Consider the following 20,562-nt stretch of genomic DNA (forward strand, 5'->3'; position numbering starts at 1 on the left):
AGGCCGCCCGTCCCGGATGTCATCTGCCCAGTACCCCGACGCCGCGCTCCATCACGGCGGGACCCATCTCCACGGGCCGTGCGCCCCCTGACGACGGGCCGAACGGATCCGGCCATTGCGCGCCCGGTTCCCGGCCCTCGTGCAACTCCCCCCTCGCCTGACGGCTCTTAAGTGGGTACGGGACGACTCAAGTGAGGAACGCACACGGGGGAACCATGCTCAAGTTCCACTTCACGGACGCAGATATGGCCCGTATCCGGATGGCGGGCGGCCCGGATCCCCTGTGGGAGCTGTTGCTCAGCCTGCATGTGCTCGGCGGGAACGACGGATCGGTCGTCTTCGGGGCGTGGAAACGGCGCATCCGCCACCGCTTGCCCGGCAGCACCCGCCTGCTGTTCGATCTGACGCCGCCCCGTGGGTATTCAGCCGACTTCCTCACTCCGGTGCCTGACCGGGGGGAACTCGAAACGGGTATCGACGCCGTTCTGTCCACCCCGCGCGGTGGGCTCAGGCGTGACATCGCACGTCTCGCCGCGGCCCGGAACCTCGGGGCGCGAACCCTGTCGCTGGCCGAGGCGGGCTCCGACGCGATGCGCAGCCTCGGTGCGGCCATGCGCGGCTACTTCGACGTCGCGCTGCGGCCGTACTGGGCCGAGGTGCGGAACTCGATCGAAGCGGATCGCGCTGTCCGGGTGCGGGCGCTCCTGGACGGGGGCACCGAGGGCATGCTGTCCACCCTGCACCCCTCCCTGCGCTGGCAGCCCGGTGTCCTCACCGTGGCCAGCGCCTACGATCGCGACATCCGTCTCGACGGCCGCGGTCTGCTGTTACTGCCCTCCTTCTTCTGCTGGCGGGCGCCCATCACGCTGCGCGATCCCGACCTCCCTCCCGTGGTCGTCTACCCGGTCGCCCACGATCTCGGGTGGTCGCAGGCCTATGACGGCGCGGGCCGTGACGCCCGCGAGGCGCTGGGCACCCTGCTGGGGAGGACCCGCGCCGACGTGCTGGCGGCCGTCGCGGACCACGGCGGGTCGACCAGTGATCTGGCCCGGCGGCTCGTGATCTCCCCGGCGTCGGTCTCGCAGCACGCCGCGGCGCTGCGCGACTCGGGCCTGATCGTCACGCAGCGCCGCGGACAGAGCGTTCACCACAGCGCCACCACGCTCGGAGGCGCGTTGCTGGACGGCCACCGGCGCATTCCGCAGGCGCCCTTGGGAAGGGGCTAGGGCGTGTTTCGAAAGTAGCGTCGTCCGCCCGGAGGGCGGGCCCGGCGGCGTCAGGTGCGTGCTCTCGGCGTGCCGGGCGCAGACCCTCGTACTGGATCGTACTTGGGTCTGCGCCCGGTGCGGTGAGAGTGCGTGCATGGCGTCGCCGGGCAGACGGGACTTTCGAAACACGCCCTAGTACACGGGTGGCACGGGTGGCGGGCGAGGAGAGGCCGTCCGCGGTCGTGCGGCGTCAGCTCGCCGCGGCTGTTTCCCGTGCCGGAGCACGGTTGCCGTGCCAGTCCAGGATCAGGACCGTGGCGTCGTCGCTGAGGTTGCCCCGGCAGGCCTCCGTGACCGTGGCCGTCAGGGTCCGGACGGCCTCCCGGGGATGCAGCGCGCGGGTGTCGTGGACGATCCCCGCCAGATCGACGGCGGCGGCACCGCGGTCCTGCATGCCGTCGGTGAGCAGTATCAGCCGGTCTCCGGCCCGCAGGTGCAGTTTCTGCTCGCGGTAGGGGATCGGCGCCGGTACGCCGAACGGCAGATTGACGGCGAGTTCGATCTCTTCGACCGTGCCGTCGCGCAGCCGCATCGGCCAGGGATGGCCGGCGTTGACCAGTCGGCAGACACCTGACGCGAGGTCGATGCACAGCAGTTGCCCGGTGGCCAGACCTCGGCGGTGCTTCAGCAGGGCCTGGTGGGCCCGCTGCGCCTGTTTGACCGGGTCGCAGCCGCTGCGGCGGGCCCCACGCAGCGCACCGAGCAGCAAGGTGGCCAGCAGAGCGGAATCGGTGTCGTGGCCCATGGCGTCGGTGATCGACAGATGCAGGGTGTCGCGGTCCAGGGTGTAGTCGTAGGTGTCGCCACCGATGTCGTCGGCCGGGACCAGCCCCGCGGCGAGCGTGAACTGCGACGACTCGCAACTGGACGCCGTGGGAAGCAACTGGTGCTGGATCTCGGCGGCCAGGCTGGCGTCGGTGGTGCGCCGACGCAGGTGGTACAGGTCGGTGAAGCGGCGGTCCGTGACGATGATGTAGGCCAGCGCGTGTGCCGCTTCCCGGATCTGTCTCAGCACGGTGTCGTCCGCGTACTGCAGGGTGACTTCGAGTACGCCGATGCAGTCCCCGCGGTTGGACACGGGCGTGATGATGCGCCGGTTGCCCTGACCGTCCGCCTCCACGTGCTGGCGCTGGCTGCGCAGCACCATGCCGTGCACGCTGCCCCGCAGATCGATCGGCTCGGTCAGCTCCGCGACATCGTCCTGGAAGGCCGCGGTCAGCCGTACGAGCCGATGGCCGATGAGGTCGACGAACAGGAACGACACGTGCTCCGCACCGAACCGCTTCTGCAGGTTGCGTGCGACCACGTCGACCGACTCCCCGGGCGGCGCGGCCTCCGCAGAGGCCAGCAGCTCACCCAATTCCAGATCTCCACCATCCACGACGACCTCCCATCGGATTCCGTTCCTTCTGCCCCGAGTTTCTTCGACCTCACTTACGGTGATTCATCATGAGGGCATTCTCGAACACATGTCCGAGCTCTGGGGGTGTGCACAGAGGCCCTCGATTTACGCGCTCGCCACCCCGCGTACAACCCCCGGCGCGCGCGGGCGGTCGTACCCCCGGCGAGGAGCCCGCAAGGTGTGTCAAGACCGGTGTCCAGCAAGGTTCAGCCAGGTTCAGCCGTGTTCCGTCGTGCGCGATGGAGATGGCACGGTGCGGCAGAGGAGTCAGCGGTGAAGCGTGGCGGTACGGGCCGGAGTGCGCGGCTCACGGCCCATGGAGCCGTCTCCACGGCCCTGGCCCTGCACAGTGACCGGGCGCTCCAGGAGCTCCTGAACGCCGCCGGGACGACCGGTGTCGGCATCGGAGGCAGGACGACCCTGCTGGAGGTCGGCGGAACGCGGGTCTTCGTGAAGCGGGTGCCCCTCACCGACCTCGAACAGCAGCCGGGGAACATACGATCCACGGCGAACCTGTTCGAGCTGCCGCTCTTCAGCCAGTACGGCGTCGGCGGGCCGGGGTTCGGGGCCTGGAGGGAACTCGCCGTGCACACGATGACGACGAACTGGGTGCTCGGGGGCGAGTACGACGGCTTCCCCCTGATGCACCACTGGCGGGTCCTGCCGGACTCGGCGCCCCTGTTCGGGGAACTGGCCGACATGGAACGGGCCACCGCGAGCTGGGACAGCGGCGGAGCGGCGGTACGCCGACGGATCGACGCCCTGCGCCGGTCTTCGGCGAGCATCGCGCTGTTCCTGGAGTACGTCCCGCAGAACCTGCACCAGTGGCTGGGGCGGCGACTGGCCGCCGGTGACGAGAGCGCCGACCGGGCCTGTGCCATGGTGGAGAGCGGCCTGGAAGCAGGCACCTCCTTCATGAACAGCCGAGGCCTGCTGCACTTCGACACCCACTTCGAGAACATCCTCACGGACGGCGAGCGTCTCTACTTCGCGGACTACGGCCTCGCCCTCTCCTCCATGTTCGAGCTGTCGCGGGAGGAGCGCGCCTTCTTCGACCGGCATCGCGGCTACGACCGCTGCTACTCGGTCGGCTATCTGGTGAACTGGCTGGTCGCCGCCCTCTACGGGAGAGACAGGCGTGCGGCGCAGGTGCGGGCGTATGCCGACGGCGAGCGTCCCGCCGGAGTCCCGGCGGGGATCGCGGCAGTCCTCAGCCGCGACGCGCCGCTCGCCGCGGTGATGGCGGACTTCATCCGCAGGCTCAGGGACGAGAGCAAGCACACGCCGTACCCGCTCAAGGAGCTGCACCGGATCGGTGCGGTCCGCGGCGCGTCCGGCGACTCACCGGCGTGACCCGTCAGGCCGTCAGGTCGGCAGCCATGTGCCGAGGGCGTCGATGAGCCGGTCGAGCGGCGGCCGCTCGGCGGAGCGGTCCGTGACGACCGTACGGCCGTCGAAGCGCAGCGTGTACCGGAACAGGTCGGCCGCGCCCTTGTCCACGGTGGTCGCGGGGACGTCGTCCAGCGCCGGGTCCCCGAGCAGCGTCTGCTCATCGACGCGAAAGTGACCCGGGACCACGGGGCCTGGTGGCTCGAAGAGGCGTTCCGCGGCCACTGCAACACTGGGCCCGGCGGTGGAAGCGCAACCCCACGGCGTCTCATGAGTCTCCCCTGCAGGGGGTGCCATGGGAACGGAACAGCAAATCACGTACTTTCTACGAGAGTTGGCGAACACCGGCCCGCACGCGGACCCGGGGCGACGCGCGGCGGCGGCGAAAGGCCTCGGCAGGATCGGCCGGCCCGAGCACGCCGGGGCCCTCGCCGAGGCGGCCGACGACCCCGTACCGGCGGTGCGCGCGGCAGCGGCCCTCGGACTCGGCCGGCTCGGAGTCCCGGAAGCGGGCGGCACAGTGCTGCCGGGGCTGATGCGTGACACGGGCCCATGGGTGCGGCGCCGGGCCTCGGTCGCCGCGATCCGGCTGAAGCTGACGGGCCGCACGGTCACGGAGGCATTCGTGGGCCTGCTCGACGATCCGGACCACCACCTGCGGATCAACGCCCTGGTCGGCCTGTACGCGCTGGGCGTGACGGGCGATGCCGCGGCAGTGTCACGGCTGCTCGACGATCCGCGGGGCGCGGTGTGGGGACGCGCCCGGACGCTGCTGTACCGGTTCCGCGACGACCCGGCCGTCCGCGCGCAGGTGATCCGCACGGCCCGGGAGGGCGAGGGCGCGGCCCGGGCGCGGGCCCTGGAGATGCTGCCGAGGCGCTGCGGCGAGCGGTTGCTCGATTCGCTGCTCACCGGACTGCGCGACCCGTCCCCCGAGGTGCGGTACGCGGTGGCCTCGCGGCTGCTGAACCTGGAAAGGCCCTCGCTGCGGGACGACCTGGTCGAGGCCCTGCGGACGGAGCGGGACCCGGAGGTCGCGAGCCTGCTGCTGAGCGGACTCGGGTGGCGGGGCGAGCGGCGGGTGACCGGCCTCGCGGTGCGGTGGCTCGGCGACCCCCGGGCCGGACGGTGGGCCGCCACCGCTCTGGGACACATCGGTACCAACACCGCCGGGGAGCATCTCCGCGGAGCACTCACCGACGCGGCGCTGCCTGCGAGCACCAGGGGAGCCGCCGCGGTGGCGGTCGGCAGGGCGGGAGGACGGGACGCGGTGTGGCTGCTGATCCCGCTTCTCGGTGATCCCGGAGCCGAGGTGCGTGCGGGAGCGGTCGAGGGCCTGGGCGAACTCGTCCACGACGGCCTCCGCTTCTGGGAACGCCGTCCCGTGGCGGACGCGCTCACCACCCATCTCGCCTCCGGCAGGGACGCGACCTGGCGCACATGCAACGCCCTCGACGGCCTCGACGAGGCCCTCCCCGCCCTCCGCCGCCTGGCGGACGAGACCTCCTCGGCCGAGGTCCGGGCCGCCGCGCGGAAACTGCTGGACGCGGCCGAAGCCGACTGAGAGTACCGGTGGTCGGATCCTGCCGGCCCACAGCCTCGTGCTTGCTTGCGATCATGGGACCCGTCATCGACATACGAGGAGTTGATCCGTGATGCCGGCCGTTCCCGCCGATCCGAACGTGGTGCATCCGATGCCCGAGCAGCCCCGCGTGGTGCTGCTGCGCCCCCTGGTCACCTCGCCGTTGATCGAGGTGGGGGAGTACTCCTACTACGACGATCCGGACGATCCGACGGCTTTCGAGACCCGCAACGTGCTGTACCACTACGGGCCGGAGAAACTGGTGATCGGTAAGTACTGCGCACTGGGCGAAGGCGTGCGGTTCATCATGAACGGCGCCAATCACCGGATGGACGGCCCCTCGACGTTCCCCTTCCCCATCATGGGAGGCGACTGGGCCGAGCACTTCGACCTGATCACCGGCCTGCCCGGCAGGGGTGACACCGTGGTCGGCAACGACGTCTGGTTCGGGTACCGGACCATGGTGATGCCCGGGGTCCGTATCGGTCACGGGGCGATCATCGCCTCCGGGGCCGTCGTGGTCGACGACGTGCCCGACTACGGCATCGTCGGCGGCAACCCGGCCGGACTCCTGCGGCGCCGGTACGCCGACGAGGACATCGCCCGGCTGCTGGCTCTCGCCTGGTGGGACTGGCCCGCCGAGCACATCAGCGAGCATGTCCGGACCATCATGTCCGGCAGCGTCGACGCCCTTGAGACCGCGGCGCCGGGCTCGGACAAGGCCAAGGGCTAAGCCTGGACCTGGGCCGGCGAGCAGTCGGACCGCTGTGCGGCGCCCTCGCTCCTCAGGGCCGCGTCCATGGCGCGCAGGCGGTGCTGCTGCAGGGAGCTGTTGGAGATGCCCCAGCCGACGAAGACCACGGTGAGCAGTGCGACGCCGATGGTCTGGCGCTGCCCGCCGGTCGCGGCCGTCAGGAGGGTGACCGAGCAGAAGAGGACCGTGAGGAGGACCAGGGCCGGCACGCGGTGACGGGTGCGGTGCAGGCGCTGCGCGACCAGTGCGCGCATGGCATCGCGTTCCGCCGGATCGGTGGGGACATCACCCTTGCGCAGCTTCCGGTCCAGCACGACGAGACTGTCCGTGCTGCCGGCGGCCCGCTTCTCCTTGCGCCGGGCGACGAGTACGGCGGCGATGCCTCCGACCGAGATGACGGTCGTGCGGATCACGACGGAGAGCACGGAGGGCCCTGGGAACAGAAGCACTATCAGGGCGCTGCCGACGAGGACCGACAGGACGAACTGCAGCCAGACGTGTTTGCCGAGCAGGGTGTTGACGCGTTCCATGGTCCGGCACTCCTTGGTTTCGGGTCGGTCCCGGTCAGAGCCGGGTCCGCCGACGGACGGTCGCGACACGCAGGGACAGGGCGATGGCGAGGAGGACCCAGGCCACGGCGCAGTAGGCCCAGTCGGTCGCCCCGTTCGCCACGCCGAAGACGCTCCATACGGCCCACAGGGCCAGGACGGTGCAGAGCGCGGTCCATGCGATGTCCATGAGGCGCACCCGCAGCTGCCCGCGTTGCCTGGTACCGGGCTCCAGGGTGCCCAGCTCGGATGGCGGTGTCGCGCTGCCTCGCAGTGCCATGACTCGTCTTCCCTTCCACGTTCACCCGTGTTCGTACGGGGTTTTCGCGTACCCCGTGTCGGGGCCCGCAACCGGTCAAGTCGGGCATGACAAGCGGACGTTGACGCTCCGGAGGTCAGGACGCGCCCTCACGCACCCGCCCCGAATGCTCCGCGCGTCCCGCGCCTGCCGTATTTGTGAGCTTTATCTGTTTAACATGCGGTGATCCACTTCCTGCGGCCCCGTGACCCGGTCGCACGCAGCCGGTGGGTCCGTTGTGCGTGTCGTCAACCGCGAGAGGAGGCCTCCATGGCCCCGGCAGGCCGTCGCAGAGCGCTGACGCAGGACACCTCGTCGCGACACGACCCCGAACTGCGCGCCGCCGCCCGGCATTTCGGGCGGCGTCGTTTCCTCACGGTCACCGCCGCGGCCGCCGCCCTCGCCTTCGGCACCAACCTGCCGGCTCGCGGGGCGGCAGGCGCCGGGGAGCTGGACGCGGCGAGGATCCCCACTGATCCGTTCACGCTCGGCGTCGCCTCCGGAGACCCGCTGCCCAGCTCCGTGCTGCTGTGGACCCGCCTCGCGCCCTCCCCGTACGAGCCGGGCGGCGGTCTGCCCGGGCAGTACGTGGCCGTCGAGTGGGAGGTGGCCACCGACGAGCTCTTCGCCCTGGTCGTCCGCAACGGCATCGCCGTCGCCTTCCCCGAGTACAACCACAGCCTGCACGTGGAGGTCGAGGGTCTCGAAGCCGGCCGGGTCTACTACTACCGGTTCAGGACCGGGACCTGGATCAGCGACACCGGCCGTACCCGCACGGCGCCCGCCACCACGGCCGCCGTCGCGAAGCTCACCTACGCGGCCGTGGCCTGCCAGGCGTACCACGACGGGTACTTCACCGTGCACCGCCATCTCGCCCAGGACGACGTCGACGTGGTCCTCCACCTCGGCGACTACCTCTACGAGTACGCCGTCAACTCCGTGGGCGGCGCGCGCGACTACACGGACCGGAAGCTGCCGGACCTCTACAACCGTGAGACCAAGACCCTCGACGACTACCGGCTGCGCTACGCCCTCTACAAGAGCGATCCTGACCTGCGGGCGGCCCACGCGACGCATCCCTTCGTCGTCACCTGGGACGACCACGAGACCGAGAACAACTACGCGGGCGCGATCAGCGAGAACAACGACCCGCCGCAGGAGTTCCTGCTGCGGCGCGCGGCGGCCTACCGGGCGCACTGGGAGAACCAGCCCCTGCGCAACGCCCAGATGCCCAACGGCCCGGACGCACAGCTCTACCGCCGGCTCCAGTGGGGCACCCTCGCCCAGTTCGACGTCCTCGACACCCGCCAGTACCGCTCCGACCAGGCGTACGGGGACACGCTGCACGCTCCCGGTCCCGAGACGGACGACCCGGAACGCTCCATCACGGGGGCGGCGCAGGAGAAGTGGCTGATCGACGGCTGGCGTGCCTCGCGGAACCTGTGGAACGTCATGGCACAACAGGTGTGCTTCTCGCAGCGCAAGTTCGATCTCGGCGCCGAGGCGAGGACGTCCATGGACGCCTGGGACGGCTACCGCGCCTCGCGCCGGCGCGTCCTCGACGGCGCGGACTCCGCAGAGGTCGACAACCTGGTCGTCATGACGGGGGACGTGCACGTCGGGTACGCCTTCGACATCAAGGAGGACTTCGACGACCCGGCGTCGAAGACGCTGGGCACGGAGATCGTCGCCACCTCGGTCGCGAGCGGCAAGGACGGCGCGGACAAGCCCGGCAACTGGGACACGTACCACAAGGCCAACCCGCACCTGAAGTTCTACAACGGGCGGCGCGGCTATGTGCGGGTCTCCCTGGACCGCGCGAAGGCCCGGGCCGACTACCGGACCGTCTCCGCGGTGACGACGCCCGGCGCGCCGGTCACCACGGCCGCGTCCTTCGTGACCGAGGCGGGCGATCCGGGCCTCAAACCCGTGTGACGAGAGCCGTCCGCCTCGCTGACGTTGCTCCCGCGGACGGTCCCGGACGGTCCCGGACGGTCGCGGGACATCAGTACCCGGTGAGGCGGCCCCTCGGCATCCGGTACTCCGCCGGGCGGGTCCTTCGTGTCGTCCGAAGCGCCGAACCACAAGAAACCGGACATTTTCTGCGCCCATGTCGGCAAGGTCTAGATCCCCGAGAACGAGGAGTCACCCGATGGTCCCCAGACACGCCGGCCAAGCCGCCCGGACCGCCCTGACCGTGCTCGGCGCACTCGCGCTCACCGGGCTGCCCGCGGCCGTGGCCACGGCCGCCGAGCCTCCCGCGCCGGGGCCCTCCTCCGCGCAGACGCTCGGCGCCGACCGGCCCTCGGCCGCCGTCGTGCGCGCGATGCAGCGCGACCTGCGGCTGACGGGCGCCCAGGCCAGGGCGCGGCTGGTGAACGAGGCCGAGGCGGGCACCCGCGCCGGCCGGCTCCAGAACGTGCTGGGCAAGCACTTCGCGGGCGCCTGGGTGCACGGCACGACCTCCGCCGGGCTGACCGTCGCCACCACCGACGCCTCCGGTGTCGCCGCCATCAAGGCCGACGGGGCGCAGGCGAAGGTCGTCAAGAACGCGCTGAAGGACCTGAACACCGCCAAGACGAAGCTGGACACCGCCGCGGTGGGCAAGGCCCTCGACACGCCGGTCCGGTACGTCGACGTACGGACCAACCGTGTGACGGTGCAGGCGACGAGCCGTGCCGCTGCCGACAAGCTCATCGCCGCCGCCGGGATCGACCGGCGGCTCGTGGACGTCAAGGTGTCGGCGGACCGGCCGCGCGCCCTGCACGACGTGCGGGGCGGTGACGCGTACTACATCGACGAGAAGGCCCGCTGTTCGGTGGGCTTCTCCGTGACCAAGGGGGAGCAACAGGGGTTCGCCAGCGCCGGGCACTGCGGGAAGGCGGGCGCCAAGACCACCGGCTTCAACAAGATCGCCCAGGGCGCCTTCGAGGCCTCGGTCTTCCCCGGCCAGGACATGTCCTGGGTGAGCGTCAACAGCGAGTGGACCGCCACGCCCGCCGTCAAGGGCGAGGGCGACACGAACGTGCAGGTCGCAGGCTCCGTACAGGCGCTGGTGGGCGCGGCGATCTGCCGCTCCGGCTCCACCACCGGCTGGCACTGCGGCACGATCGAGCAGCACGACACCACCGTGAGCTACGCGGAGGGCGACATCAACGGAGTCACCCGCACGACCGTGTGCGCGGAGCCGGGTGACTCCGGCGGCGCCTACATGTCCGGCACCCAGGCCCAGGGCGTCACCTCCGGAGGCAGCGGCGACTGCAAGGCCGGCGGCGTCACCTTCCACCAGCCGATCAACCCGCTGCTCACCACGTACGGTCTGACGCTCAAGACCGCCACGGGCCAGAGCGGCACACCCGCCCCGGAGGACGGCCGGACGGTCGGCTGGACCACGGGCCGGGTGTACGAGGTCGGGACCCGGGTGACCTACGACGGCGTCTCGTACCAGTGTCTGCAGACGCACCAGGCGCAGGGAGTGTGGCAGCCCCGCCTCACACCGGCGCTGTGGCAGCGCCTCTGACGGGCACTCGGCCGCAGGGTCGCGCGGCGGCGCGAGGTGCCCGTCCCCGGACAGGGCCCTCGCGCCTTCCCCTGTGCCCAGCGGGTCCGGCCGTGTCTCACACCCCGGCCAGCAGCGCGTACGCCGTCGCCACGAAGGTGTCGCGGGCCCGGAAGCGGCGGGTGCACACGGCGGCCAGCGCCGTTGCGGTGTCGGGTCTGAATCCGAGGAAGGCCTGCTGGCCGAGGGTGGCCCCGCAGTGGAAGTACATCGGGCCATGGTCGGTGGGGTGCTGGAACCAGGCGACCGTGTGCGCATGCCGGTGCCCCCACCCGCGCCGGAGGACCGGACGGCGTACCGCGCGCAGGGCATCGGCCAGGGTGCCGTCGGCGGGATCCGGGCCCGCCGGTTCCAGGTGTGCTTCGAGGAACGTCAGCAGGTCGGGCGGGGTGGCCCGGACGGCGCCTGCCGACTGGAAGCCGCCGACGGCCAGCGGGGGCACGGGTGTTGTGCCGTCCCTGCGGTGTCCCGTGGCGTCGGTGTCCGGCCCGCCGGGCCGCAGCGCGGTGCCGCCCAGCCCGAGGGGCCGCAGCACCTGAGTGCCGAGCAGGTCGTTCCAGGGTGTCGCGGTGGCCGCGGCGAGGGCGTGACCGAGCACGGCGACACCGAAGTTGGAGTAGTGCCAGCGGGTGCCGGGCCGCCGGTGCTGCCGGTGGCGCAGAAAGGCGTCGACCACCCGCCGGTCCGGATAGGCGGCGTACGGGTCGGTGCGCCAGGTGGGCAGGGCCCGGAGGAAGAAGTCGGCGGGCAGGGCGGGCAGCCCGGAGGTGTGTGTGATCAGGTGCGCGAGGGTGACGGGGTCCCGGCCGACGCGCCGGGTCGGGTCCAGACAGGTGGCGGCCGGCTCTCCGGCGGACAGGGCGCCCGACTGCGTCAGCCGGGCCAGGAGCAGTCCGGTGAACGTCTTGGTGGCCGAGCCGATCTCGTAGCGCAGCTGATCGCGGGGAACGGGCGGGGGCGGCCCGGTGCCCCCGCAGCGCACCGTGCGGTGGCCGTCCCGGGAGAGGGCGAAGACGACATCGGGCGCGTCGACGGCGTCGACGGCGTCGCCGAGCGGGTCCCGTACCGTCTCGCCGTCGTGGTGTCGCTCCCGCGCGGGACGGTGCGGCGGGTGTGCGCCGATGGGGCCGGGCGGAACGCCCGGCCAGGGTTCGGGTCGTGGTGTCATGCCGGCGCGTGCGCCAACTGCGCCAGGGCGCGGGAGGTGGCCAGCACGGAGGCGAACGCGGCGACGAGCGTCGGGTGGTAGACGAGGTCGAACAGCTCCTCGGGATCGCCCTCGGGCATCGTGCGCACGGCGGGCATCGCCCCGTCGGGCTGCTGGGCGGCGGCGAAGCCTTCCCAGGCCCGCTCGTCCAGGGTGGGGCGCGGCAGACAGGCGTCGACGACGAGCAGCTCGCCGAGCAGGTCCCAGCGTGCCAGGTCGAGCCAGTCGTCCAGCCAGACCGGCAGCCAGGTGGCCAGGTAGTCGGCGAGCGGAGCCGGGATGCCGCCGGGGTTCTCGCCCCAGTCGGTGAGGTGGAAGACGGTGTGCGTGATGTCGTAGGCGATGTGCCCCTCGACGGTCCAGGGTTCGGGGGTGCGCCCGAGCCATGTCGTGGCGACGACCTCGGACTCCGGCGGCCGGGCCGGGAGCCCGAAACGGCGTTGGAACGCGGAAAGGCCCAGTCGGCGCGTCGGCGGCAGCTCGAAGGCGTGGAAGCTCTCCAGCCGCTGGTTCAGCCGGAAGGCCTGTTCGGCCTCGGGGTGGCTGTAGCCCAGTTCCTTGAACGGGAGATAGACCTCGAAGGGGATGGGGGAGAGGGGCTCGATGCGCTGGCCGCGGACCAGCATCCGGCCGCCGTCCAGCGTGTCGCGCCAGGCGTGGTCGAGCAACTGCCGTGCCAGCTGGGCCTGTCGGGAGCCGGCCACGCCTTCGCGGAACAACACCTTGCAGATGAGGGCCAGTTCGCCGACCGGTTTGAAGCGTTCCAGGAAGCCGACCTCCGGGTCGACGTCCTGCTCAAGACGGAATCCGTCCCGGTGGGCGTGCAGCCATTCCAGGGCGCCGGTCCCGACGGTGTGGATGAGGCGGGTGCTGGTCATCTCGATGCTCCTTGGCCACCGTGCCCCGGCCGGGCCGCGTGCTCGAAGACGCGTACCTTCCCCGTCGCCACGTTGTCGTCATCGGCTGTGCCTGTGCCCGTCGCCGCGGCCGTGGCGTGCGCACGCAGGCGGTCGGTGGTCAGCGCGGCGGCGAAGGCTGTCATCAGGGTCGAGTGGTAGCAGCCGAGGAAGTCGTGCGCGACCGGATGGCCCTCTCGCCCGGAGCCCACTTCCGGGACGGCGCCGGACGCGTCCTGGGCCCGGCCGAGCTTCGCCCAGGCCTCCCGCAGCAGGGTGAGGTCCGGTGGGCCCGGCAGGCTGCCGGCCACGGCCAGCAGTTCGCAGCTCAGGTCCCACTGCTCGTCCTCAAGACAGGTGTCCAGCCAGGGCGGCAGCCAGTGCCGGAGGTAGTCGGCGACCCGTGGAGGAACGCCCTGTGGGGTCAGGCCCCAGTCGGTGAGGTGGAAGACCACATGGGTGAGCGTGTACCCGGCGGCCCGTTCGAACGTCCAGGGCTCCGGCAGACCGCCCAGCCAGGTGCGTCGTAGCGCCCGCTCCATGTCGGCGTGGAGCGGGATGCCGCTGCGGCGCTCGGAGTTGAGGACGCTCAGCCGCCGGTTGGGTTCCTGCTCGGTCACCTGCCAGCCGCGGGTACGGGCCACGGTCGCGGTGGCCTTCTCGTACTCGGTGTGGCGCAGTCCGGCCGACGCGAAGGCCGCGTAGATCTCGACCGGGTACGTGGCGAAGGGTTCGAGGCGCTGCAGTTCGAGGAAGAGGGCGCCCTGCCCGGTCTGCCGCCAGGCGAAGTCCAGCAGGTCACGAGCGGCCTCGTGCAGCGGGTCGGTGGTCGCGGTGTGCCTGCGGATGCTGACGCACACCTGGGCCAGTTCACCCAGGGGTTTCCAGGTGTAGTTCACGTTGGCGTGCTCGGCGAGCGCGTCGTCGCCGAGTGCGAACTCGCCGCGGTGCGCGGACACCCACGCCATGGCGGCCTCGCCGAGCCCTCGGACATCGCGCGCCGTCACACCGGAGCCCCGGTTCGCATCAGTCGCGCCGCCTCGACCTGGAGCGCGACACGCGGATCGGCGCAGCCCATCTGTGCCACGAACGCGAGGCCGGCCTCCAGCCCGAGGGTGTCCGGCACTCCGTCGAGGAGGGCCAGCCAGCGGCCCGCCCCTGCCGCCTGGAGCCAGTCGCGGCGGCGGACCGCCCGGACGAATCCCCGGGAGACGTCGACGGGGCGGCCACGGGCCACGCGCGTCACCGCGCAGTCCCCGCCGGGCACCGCGAGCGGGGCCAGTACGGCGAGTTGGTGGGTCAGCGACTGCCATGAGGCGTCGTCGAGCCAGGCCGCTCCGGGTTCTGTGTCCGGCCCCGAGGTGTCCTCGGCGGACGCGTCCAGTCGCAGAAGTGTTCGTCTCATGGCCCAGTGGCTCCACGCGGAGGTGGGCGAGGCGTCGGCGGGGGGCGGATAGGCGTGCACGGCCCCGCTGAACACGGCGAGGTCGTCCGGGTCGGCAGGGGTGCGGCGCAGAACGCTCGGCAGGACGGCGTCGGCCCCCACCACCCGTACGGCGGCGAGGGCCAGTCCGTCGGCCTCCGGTCCGTCGGCTCCGCGGACGCTGCCGGCCAGCCCGAACGGGCCTCCGCTCCGAAGAGCGGAGACCAGTTCTGACGTCAGGCCCTGCACTGCGTCCGCCAGGCGGGTCGAAGTGCCTGACTGTTCCATGTGTCTTCCCGTCAGCCCTTCTTCGGCCGCGGAGTCGGAGGCGACAGCAGGAGTGATGTCGCCCCGGACGTCAGCGCGAGCGCCGCGCACTCGCGGCTGTCGCGGTACGAGCCGTCGGCCTCGACCGGGTCAAGAGCCGCTTCGACGTCCACGCTCTGGACCTCGGTGAGCTCGGCGGTCAGAAACTCGGTGGAAGACATACCACCATCCCCTTCGCGAGAGACATGTTCTTCTCGGTTCACGAAGGTACGGGTGACCGTTATGCCCGAACTTATTCATAGAAGTTCTCTTTGAGTTATTCGGTCGTGCTTTCAACTTCTCCCGCGCGGGCACAGCTTGTGATCACCGGCCGGTCGGACAGGGCGGTAATCCGCAGGCGGCGGGGTACAGGGGTGTCGACCGGTCCCCGCTGAGAAGGAGCCGAGGATGACCGACGACGCCTACCTGTTCCTGCTCGACGACGCGGCCGTGCGGCTCGGCGTGCCCCCGGCCGCCGTCGGTGAGCTCGCCTGCATGGAGACTCCCGCGGTACGAGCATGGCTGGACGCCCAGGGAACGACAGCGACCGCGCCGGAACTGCGTCTGCTGCCCCCGGAGGAGACGGGCTCCGTTCCCGAGGGCGCGGAACGGCTGCCGGTGCCGCTGAGTGACGAGGAACTGAGCAGGGTGCGCGGACGGACCGGCCCGGAGGCGATCACGCGGGTCGAGGAGCAGTTGCTGTCCTACCGTGACATCACGGACGGCCGTGACGAGCTGATCGGACGGGCGCTGGCCGCGGGCCTGCCGCCGCACCGCATCGTGGAGCTGACCGGCGAGGACCCGGCGACGGTCACGGCCGCCGCCGGCGGCTGACGAGGGGCCGCCCGCCGGAGATCCCCGCACGGCTCCGGCGTGCGCGAACGTGTGGAGGGCCGCAGCCTGGACAGGTGAGCTGCGAGGTCCTCAGTGCCGTCGGAAGGTCATGAACAGCATGGGCAGCCCGAGAAACAGCCCGAGAAACAGCCCGAGGAACAGCCCGAAAAACAGCCCGAGCGGCAGTCCGACGAACGGCCCGGCCGGGGACGACGGGGCCGGCCGCCCGGGGAGTCCGGAGGCCGCCACTCGGGGGGAGCGCATCCCCTCGTCACCCGATCGCCACCACTCCGAGGTGACGTTGCGGGTGAACGGCAGGCCGCGCACGCTCGTCGTCGACCATCGCTCCGTCCTGCTGGACGTGCTGCGCGAGCAGCTCCACCTCACCGGCGCCAAGAAGGGCTGCGACCACGGCCAGTGCGGCGCCTGCACCGTCCTGGTGGACGGCCGCCGCGTCAACAGCTGCCTGCTGCCCGCGGTGGCCCAGGACGGCTGCGACATCACGACGGTCGAAGGACTCGCCGGCGGCGACGGCGAAGAACAACCGGTGGACGGCGTGCTGCACCCGCTGCAGCAAGCCTTCATCGACCGCGACGCCTTCCAGTGCGGCTACTGCACACCGGGACAGCTCTGCAGCGCCGTCGGCGCGATCGCCGAGGCCGAGTCCGGTCACCCCTCACACGTGACGGACCCCGGAACCCCGTCCGGGGAGCCTGTGCCGCTCGGCCCTGACGAGATCCGCGAGCGGCTCAGCGGCAACCTCTGCCGGTGCGGCGCCTATCCGAACATCGTGCGGGCCGTCGAGGACGTGATCCGGTGAAACCCTTCGCATACGCGCGCGCCGGCAGTGTCGAGGAGGCCGCCGAGCTGTACGCGGCCCACCCCGGCGCCCGCTATCTCGGCGGCGGCACCAACCTGGTGGACCTGATGAAACTCGGTGTGGAGCAACCCTCCACGCTGGTCGACGTCAGCAGGCTGCCCCTCGACACGGTGGACGAACTGCCCGACGGGTCGGTGCGGATCGGCGCCACCGTCCGCAACAGCGACCTCGCCGCCCACCCCAAGGTCCGCGACCGCTATCCGGCACTCTCCCAGGCACTCCTGGCCGGGGCCTCCGGGCAGCTCCGCAACGCGGCCACCACCGGCGGCAATCTGCTCCAGCGCACCCGCTGCCCGTACTTCCAGGACACCGGCAAACCCTGCAACAAGCGTGCTCCCGGCTCCGGTTGTGGCGCCCTGGACGGCGTACACCGTGATCACGCGGTGCTCGGGCACTCTCCGCAGTGCATCGCCACGCATCCGTCGGACATGGCCGTGGCGCTCGCCGCCCTGGACGCGGGTGTCGAACTGCACGGGACCGACGGGCCGCGGACCGTTCCCGTCGCGGAGTTCCACCGGCTGCCCGGGGACCACCCCGAACAGGACACGGTGATCCGCCCCGGCGAACTGATCACCGGTGTGGTCCTGCCGCCAACCACGGCCGGGCTGCCCTCGCTGTACCGCAAGGCCCGCGACCGGGCCTCGTACGCCTTCGCCCTCGCCTCCGTCGCCGCGGTGCTGCACGTGGAGGGCGGGGTCGTCCGGCAGGCCGGCCTCGCCTTCGGGGGAGTGGCCCACCGTCCCTGGCGGGCCCGGATCGCGGAAGAGGCGCTACTGGGCGCCGCCCCGACGACAGCGGCGTTCGAGCGGGCCGCGGACCTCGAACTCGCCGCCGCCCGGCCGCTGCGCGACAACGGCTACAAGGTCCGGCTGGCCCGCAGTCTCGCGGTGGACGCCCTGCGACGGCTCGCGCCGCCCACCAGCACCTGACCGGAAACCAGCAGAAGGAGCAGTCATGGCCGACACCGGCACCGCGCTGGGCGCGCCCGCCGAGCGCCGGGAGGGCCGGGACAAGGTCACCGGCAGCGCTCGTTACGCCGCGGAACAGACCGACCCCGGCCGGGTCCATGCCTGGCCGGTGATCGCCGGGATCGCCCGCGGCACGGTCCGTACCGTCGACGCCGGGGCCGCTCTGGCACTGCCCGGGGTCCTCGCCGTCCTCACCCACGAGAACGCGCCCCGGCTCGCCCCCGCCGACGATCCCACGCTCTTCGTCCTGCAGGACCCGCGCGTACCGCACCACGGCTGGTTCGTCGCCCTGGTCGTCGGCGAGACCCTGGAGGCGGCCCGCGCCGGCGCCGCCGCGGTCCGGGTCGAGTACGACGTCGAGGAACACGACATCACCCTGACCGACGACCACCCCGGGGCCTACACGCCCGAAGACGCCAACGGCGGATTCCCCGCGCGCCGCGAACAGGGCGACCCCGAGAGCGCGTTCGCGGCCTCCGAGATCCGCGTCGACGCCCACTACCGTGTCCCGCCGCTGCACAACCACCCCATGGAGCCGCACGCGGCCACCGCCCGCTGGGACGACGGCAGACTCGTCGTGCACGACTCCAGCCAGGGCGCCACGACCGTACGCGCCACCCTGGCATCGCTGTTCGCGCTCTCCGAGGACGACGTCACCGTCATCAGCGAACACGTCGGCGGCGGGTTCGGATCCAAGGGCACCCCGCGTCCCCATGTGGTGCTCGCCGTGATGGCGGCGCGAGAAACCGGACGTCCCGTGACCGTCGCACTGCCCCGGCGCTTCCTGCCCGCGATCGTCGGCCACCGAGCGCCGACCCTGCACCGGCTGCGCCTGGGCGCCACCGCGGACGGCACCCTCACCTCGTCCCTCCACGAGGTCACCACCCACACCTCCCGCGTCAAGGAGTTCGTGGAGCAGGCCGCCGTACCCAGCCGGATCATGTACGCGGCACCCCACCGGCTCAGCTCCCACCGGGTGGTCGCGCTGGACGTGCCCAGCCCGTCCTGGATGCGCGCACCCGGCGAGGCACCCGGCATGTACGTCCTGGAGTCCGCCATGGACGAACTCGCCGTCGCGGCGGGCCTGGACCCCGTGGAACTGCGCATCACCAACGAGCCGGACACCGAGCCCGACAGCGGCAAGCCGTTCAGCAGCCGCCACCTCGTCGAGTGCCTGCGGGAGGGCGCGAGGCGCTTCGACTGGGCGGCACGCGACCCCCGCCCCCGGTCCCGTTCCGAGGGCCCGCTCCTCGTCGGCACGGGAGTGGCCTCCGCCACCTATCCGGTGATGGCCAGTCCGGCACAGGCGGAGGCACACGCACGGCCCGACGGCGGCTTCGTCGTCCGCATCAACGCCACCGACATCGGCACCGGCGCCCGTACCGTCCTCGCCCAGGTCGCCGCCGACGCGCTCGGCGTCCCGCTGGACCGCGTACACGCCGAAGTGGGCAACAGCGACCTGCCGTCCGCGCCGCTGGCCGGCGGCTCGTCGGGCACGGCGTCCTGGGGCTGGGCCGTCCACGAGGCGTGTACGCGCCTGGCCTCGACCCTGGCCGAACACCCGGGCCCCCTGCCGGACGCGGGACTGCGGACACACGCCGACACGGCGGGCACCGCCGACGCCGACAGCCCCTACTCCCGGCACGCGTTCGGCGCCCACTTCGCCGAGGTCACGGTCGACACGGTGACCGGAGAGGTCCGGGTACGCCGCCTGCTGGGCGTGTACGCCGCCGGACGCATCCTCAACGCCCGCACCGCCCGCTCCCAGTTCATCGGCGCCATGACCATGGGGCTGGGCATGGCGCTGACCGAGGGCAGCACCCTGGACGCCGCGTCCGGCGACTTCGTGGAGTCCGATCTCGCCTCCTACCACGTCCCGGTCCACGCCGACGTGCCGGACATCGAGGCGCACTGGATCGACGAGGACGACCCCCATCTCAACCCGATGGGCAGCAAGGGCATCGGTGAGATCGGCATCGTCGGCACGGCCGCCGCCATCGGCAACGCCGTCCACCACGCCACGGGCGTCCGCCACCGCGAACTCCCCCTGACCCCGGACCGGGTGCTCGCGGAAGCGGCCGACGGCGCCGCCGGGCAGGGCGCGGCAGGCAGTACCGGGACGGCCGGGCCCTGGTGATCCCTACCCTCGCGGGGTGAGGCACGGACCGGCGGCGGTCCGCATACTCGGTGTCATGAACAAGCACGGGCACCTCGCCGAGTTCCTCCAGGCACGCCGGAGCCGACTGCGCCCCGAGGACGTGGGTTTGCGGACCTACGGCGAGCGGCGCCGCGTGCCGGGGCTGCGCCGGGAGGAACTCGCGATGCTCGCGGGCATCAGCGCCCCCTACTACACCCGCCTGGAACAGGGCCAGTCACGCAACGCCTCGCGCGAGGTGCTCGACGCCGTGGCGAGCGCCCTGCGGCTGGACGACTCCGAGCGGGCCCATCTGCACACCCTGGCCAGTGCACCGCGGCGGCGCGGGCCCGGCGCGAGGCCGCGTCCCGAACGCCTCACTCCCGCCACACGTGCTCTGCTGGCGGCCGTCGACGGCACGCCCGCCGTCGTGATCGGCCGCCGCAGCGACGTCCTGGCCTGGAACCGCCCGGGGCACGGGCTGTTCGCGGGGCACCTCGATCCGGACAGCCCGGACGATCCCGGCAGCGCGGCCGATCCGGGGCGACGGCCGAACATGGCCAGGCTGGTGTTCCTGGACGCGCACACCCGCGACCTGTACATCGACTGGCCCGCCAAGGCCAGGGCCGTCGTGGGCAATCTGCGGCTGACGGCCGGACGGCACCCGGACGACCCGCTGCTGGCCGCGCTGATCGGTGAACTGACGATGCAGAGCCGGGAGTTCGCCACGATGTGGGCCGACCACCGGGTGCTCGCCTGCGATGTCGCCGACTACGGGATGCGTCATCCGCTGGTCGGGACGGTGACCGTCACCCAGCAGACACTGCGGAGCCCGCGGGGAGACGGACCGTCCCTGGTGGTGGCCACCGCCGACCCCGGTTCCCCGTCCGCGGCGGCCCTGGCGCTGCTCGCCCATGCCACCGCGCCCGGGGCGGCGGACCGGCCGCACCGAGGCGCCGAAACCCACACCTTCTGATCCGCTGATCCGCTGATCCACACCGCCTGACCCGCGCCCTTCGCGGGCCGGCCACACCCTGACGCCCTCTCACCGAGGCGCCCCTCGACCACGGCGCCGCACCGCGGCTGCCGCATGCCCGAAACCGGAGAAGGAACC

At 72.0% G+C, this 20,562-nt stretch carries 21 protein-coding genes; 11 read left to right on the plus strand and 10 right to left on the minus strand.

The features are described 5' to 3' along the window. The first annotated feature begins 215 nt into the window (after positions 1 to 215). Positions 216 to 1,226 (plus strand): ArsR/SmtB family transcription factor, encoded by a 1,011-nt coding sequence (locus ACIOKD_RS32380; protein ID WP_402091082.1) that lies wholly within the window; start codon positions 216 to 218, stop codon positions 1,224 to 1,226. Between the two features lie 232 nt (positions 1,227 to 1,458). On the opposite strand, the gene ACIOKD_RS32385 is transcribed toward ACIOKD_RS32380, so the two are convergent. Beyond that, on the minus strand, positions 1,459 to 2,649 hold the full coding sequence (locus ACIOKD_RS32385; RefSeq protein WP_402091086.1) for a PP2C family protein-serine/threonine phosphatase: 1,191 nt from the start codon (positions 2,647 to 2,649) through the stop codon (positions 1,459 to 1,461). A 294-nt stretch (positions 2,650 to 2,943) separates the two neighbouring features. On the opposite strand from ACIOKD_RS32385, the gene ACIOKD_RS32390 reads away from it, so the two are divergent. Then, entirely contained in the window at positions 2,944 to 4,023 is a 1,080-nt protein-coding gene (locus ACIOKD_RS32390) for a protein kinase family protein (protein ID WP_402091089.1), read from the plus strand. Positions 4,024 to 4,035: 12 nt separating this feature from the next. Here the strand turns inward: ACIOKD_RS32390 and ACIOKD_RS32395 are convergent, their stop codons facing one another. Beyond that, entirely contained in the window at positions 4,036 to 4,284 is a 249-nt protein-coding gene (locus ACIOKD_RS32395; RefSeq protein ID WP_402091092.1) for a hypothetical protein, read from the minus strand. Between the two features lie 70 nt (positions 4,285 to 4,354). On the opposite strand from ACIOKD_RS32395, the gene ACIOKD_RS32400 reads away from it, so the two are divergent. After that, a complete protein-coding gene (locus tag ACIOKD_RS32400) occupies positions 4,355 to 5,623 on the plus strand; it encodes a HEAT repeat domain-containing protein (protein WP_402091095.1) in 1,269 nt (422 codons plus the stop codon). Positions 5,624 to 5,714: 91 nt separating this feature from the next. Further along, a complete protein-coding gene (locus ACIOKD_RS32405) occupies positions 5,715 to 6,374 on the plus strand; it encodes a CatB-related O-acetyltransferase (protein ID WP_402091097.1) in 660 nt (219 codons plus the stop codon). On the opposite strand, the gene ACIOKD_RS32410 is transcribed toward ACIOKD_RS32405, so the two are convergent. Beyond that, positions 6,371 to 6,925 carry a hypothetical protein gene (locus ACIOKD_RS32410; RefSeq protein ID WP_402091100.1) on the minus strand — a complete coding sequence of 185 codons (555 nt, stop codon included), beginning with the start codon at positions 6,923 to 6,925 and terminating at the stop codon, positions 6,371 to 6,373. The genes ACIOKD_RS32405 and ACIOKD_RS32410 overlap by 4 nt on opposite strands. Positions 6,926 to 6,959: 34 nt before the next feature. Then, positions 6,960 to 7,223 carry a hypothetical protein gene (locus tag ACIOKD_RS32415; protein WP_402091103.1) on the minus strand — a complete coding sequence of 88 codons (264 nt, stop codon included), beginning with the start codon at positions 7,221 to 7,223 and terminating at the stop codon, positions 6,960 to 6,962. Positions 7,224 to 7,511: 288 nt separating this feature from the next. Between ACIOKD_RS32415 and ACIOKD_RS32420 the strand changes: the two genes are divergently transcribed. Both ACIOKD_RS32420 and ACIOKD_RS32425 read left to right on the plus strand, forming a co-directional pair. Next, positions 7,512 to 9,176: an alkaline phosphatase D family protein gene (locus ACIOKD_RS32420; RefSeq protein WP_402091105.1), complete on the plus strand. Its 1,665-nt coding sequence runs from the start codon at positions 7,512 to 7,514 to the stop codon at positions 9,174 to 9,176. 217 nt (positions 9,177 to 9,393) lie between these two features. Continuing rightward, a complete protein-coding gene (locus ACIOKD_RS32425) occupies positions 9,394 to 10,761 on the plus strand; it encodes a carbohydrate-binding protein (RefSeq protein ID WP_402091107.1) in 1,368 nt (455 codons plus the stop codon). Between the two features lie 97 nt (positions 10,762 to 10,858). On the opposite strand, the gene ACIOKD_RS32430 is transcribed toward ACIOKD_RS32425, so the two are convergent. From ACIOKD_RS32430 to ACIOKD_RS32450, 5 genes are read right to left on the minus strand one after another with little or no spacing between them, the layout of a single operon-like run. Further along, a complete protein-coding gene (locus ACIOKD_RS32430; RefSeq protein WP_402091109.1) occupies positions 10,859 to 11,968 on the minus strand; it encodes a serine hydrolase domain-containing protein in 1,110 nt (369 codons plus the stop codon). Then, positions 11,965 to 12,885: a DUF6895 family protein gene (locus ACIOKD_RS32435; protein WP_402091112.1), complete on the minus strand. Its 921-nt coding sequence runs from the start codon at positions 12,883 to 12,885 to the stop codon at positions 11,965 to 11,967. The genes ACIOKD_RS32430 and ACIOKD_RS32435 overlap by 4 nt, the downstream gene beginning before the upstream one ends. Beyond that, positions 12,882 to 13,871 (minus strand): DUF6895 family protein, encoded by a 990-nt coding sequence (locus ACIOKD_RS32440; protein WP_402091233.1) that lies wholly within the window; start codon positions 13,869 to 13,871, stop codon positions 12,882 to 12,884. The genes ACIOKD_RS32435 and ACIOKD_RS32440 overlap by 4 nt, the downstream gene beginning before the upstream one ends. Before the next feature lie 35 nt (positions 13,872 to 13,906). Further along, positions 13,907 to 14,614, minus strand: coding sequence for a hypothetical protein (locus tag ACIOKD_RS32445; protein WP_402091114.1), 708 nt, complete (start codon positions 14,612 to 14,614; stop codon positions 13,907 to 13,909). Between the two features lie 11 nt (positions 14,615 to 14,625). Further along, complete coding sequence (locus ACIOKD_RS32450) at positions 14,626 to 14,814, minus strand: hypothetical protein (protein ID WP_402091116.1); 189 nt, start codon at positions 14,812 to 14,814, stop codon at positions 14,626 to 14,628. 226 nt (positions 14,815 to 15,040) lie between these two features. Here ACIOKD_RS32450 and ACIOKD_RS32455 point away from each other — a divergent pair, with 226 nt between their 5' ends. After that, positions 15,041 to 15,466, plus strand: a complete 426-nt coding sequence (locus ACIOKD_RS32455) for a DUF6003 family protein (RefSeq protein WP_402091118.1) — start codon at positions 15,041 to 15,043, stop codon at positions 15,464 to 15,466. A gap of 90 nt (positions 15,467 to 15,556) precedes the next feature. On the opposite strand, the gene ACIOKD_RS32460 is transcribed toward ACIOKD_RS32455, so the two are convergent. Further along, the gene (locus ACIOKD_RS32460) at positions 15,557 to 15,793 is read right to left on the minus strand and encodes a hypothetical protein (protein ID WP_402091244.1); all 237 of its coding nucleotides are present in this window, start codon (positions 15,791 to 15,793) and stop codon (positions 15,557 to 15,559) included. Between ACIOKD_RS32460 and ACIOKD_RS32465 the strand changes: the two genes are divergently transcribed. Genes ACIOKD_RS32465 through ACIOKD_RS32480 form a run of 4 tightly spaced genes read left to right on the plus strand, consistent with a single transcriptional unit; the run spans position 15,729 to position 20,424 of the window. Beyond that, on the plus strand, positions 15,729 to 16,286 hold the full coding sequence (locus tag ACIOKD_RS32465) for a (2Fe-2S)-binding protein (RefSeq protein WP_402091235.1): 558 nt from the start codon (positions 15,729 to 15,731) through the stop codon (positions 16,284 to 16,286). The genes ACIOKD_RS32460 and ACIOKD_RS32465 overlap by 65 nt on opposite strands. After that, on the plus strand, positions 16,283 to 17,275 hold the full coding sequence (locus tag ACIOKD_RS32470) for an FAD binding domain-containing protein (protein WP_402091120.1): 993 nt from the start codon (positions 16,283 to 16,285) through the stop codon (positions 17,273 to 17,275). Before ACIOKD_RS32465 ends, ACIOKD_RS32470 begins: the two co-directional genes overlap by 4 nt. 25 nt (positions 17,276 to 17,300) lie before the next feature. Further along, positions 17,301 to 19,451: a xanthine dehydrogenase family protein molybdopterin-binding subunit gene (locus ACIOKD_RS32475; protein ID WP_402091122.1), complete on the plus strand. Its 2,151-nt coding sequence runs from the start codon at positions 17,301 to 17,303 to the stop codon at positions 19,449 to 19,451. 55 nt (positions 19,452 to 19,506) lie between these two features. Beyond that, positions 19,507 to 20,424 (plus strand): helix-turn-helix domain-containing protein, encoded by a 918-nt coding sequence (locus tag ACIOKD_RS32480; RefSeq protein WP_402091124.1) that lies wholly within the window; start codon positions 19,507 to 19,509, stop codon positions 20,422 to 20,424. The last annotated feature ends 138 nt before the right edge of the window (positions 20,425 to 20,562 follow it).

The organism is Streptomyces sp. NPDC087844 (genome assembly GCF_044742785.1).
Classification (GTDB): domain Bacteria; phylum Actinomycetota; class Actinomycetes; order Streptomycetales; family Streptomycetaceae; genus Streptomyces.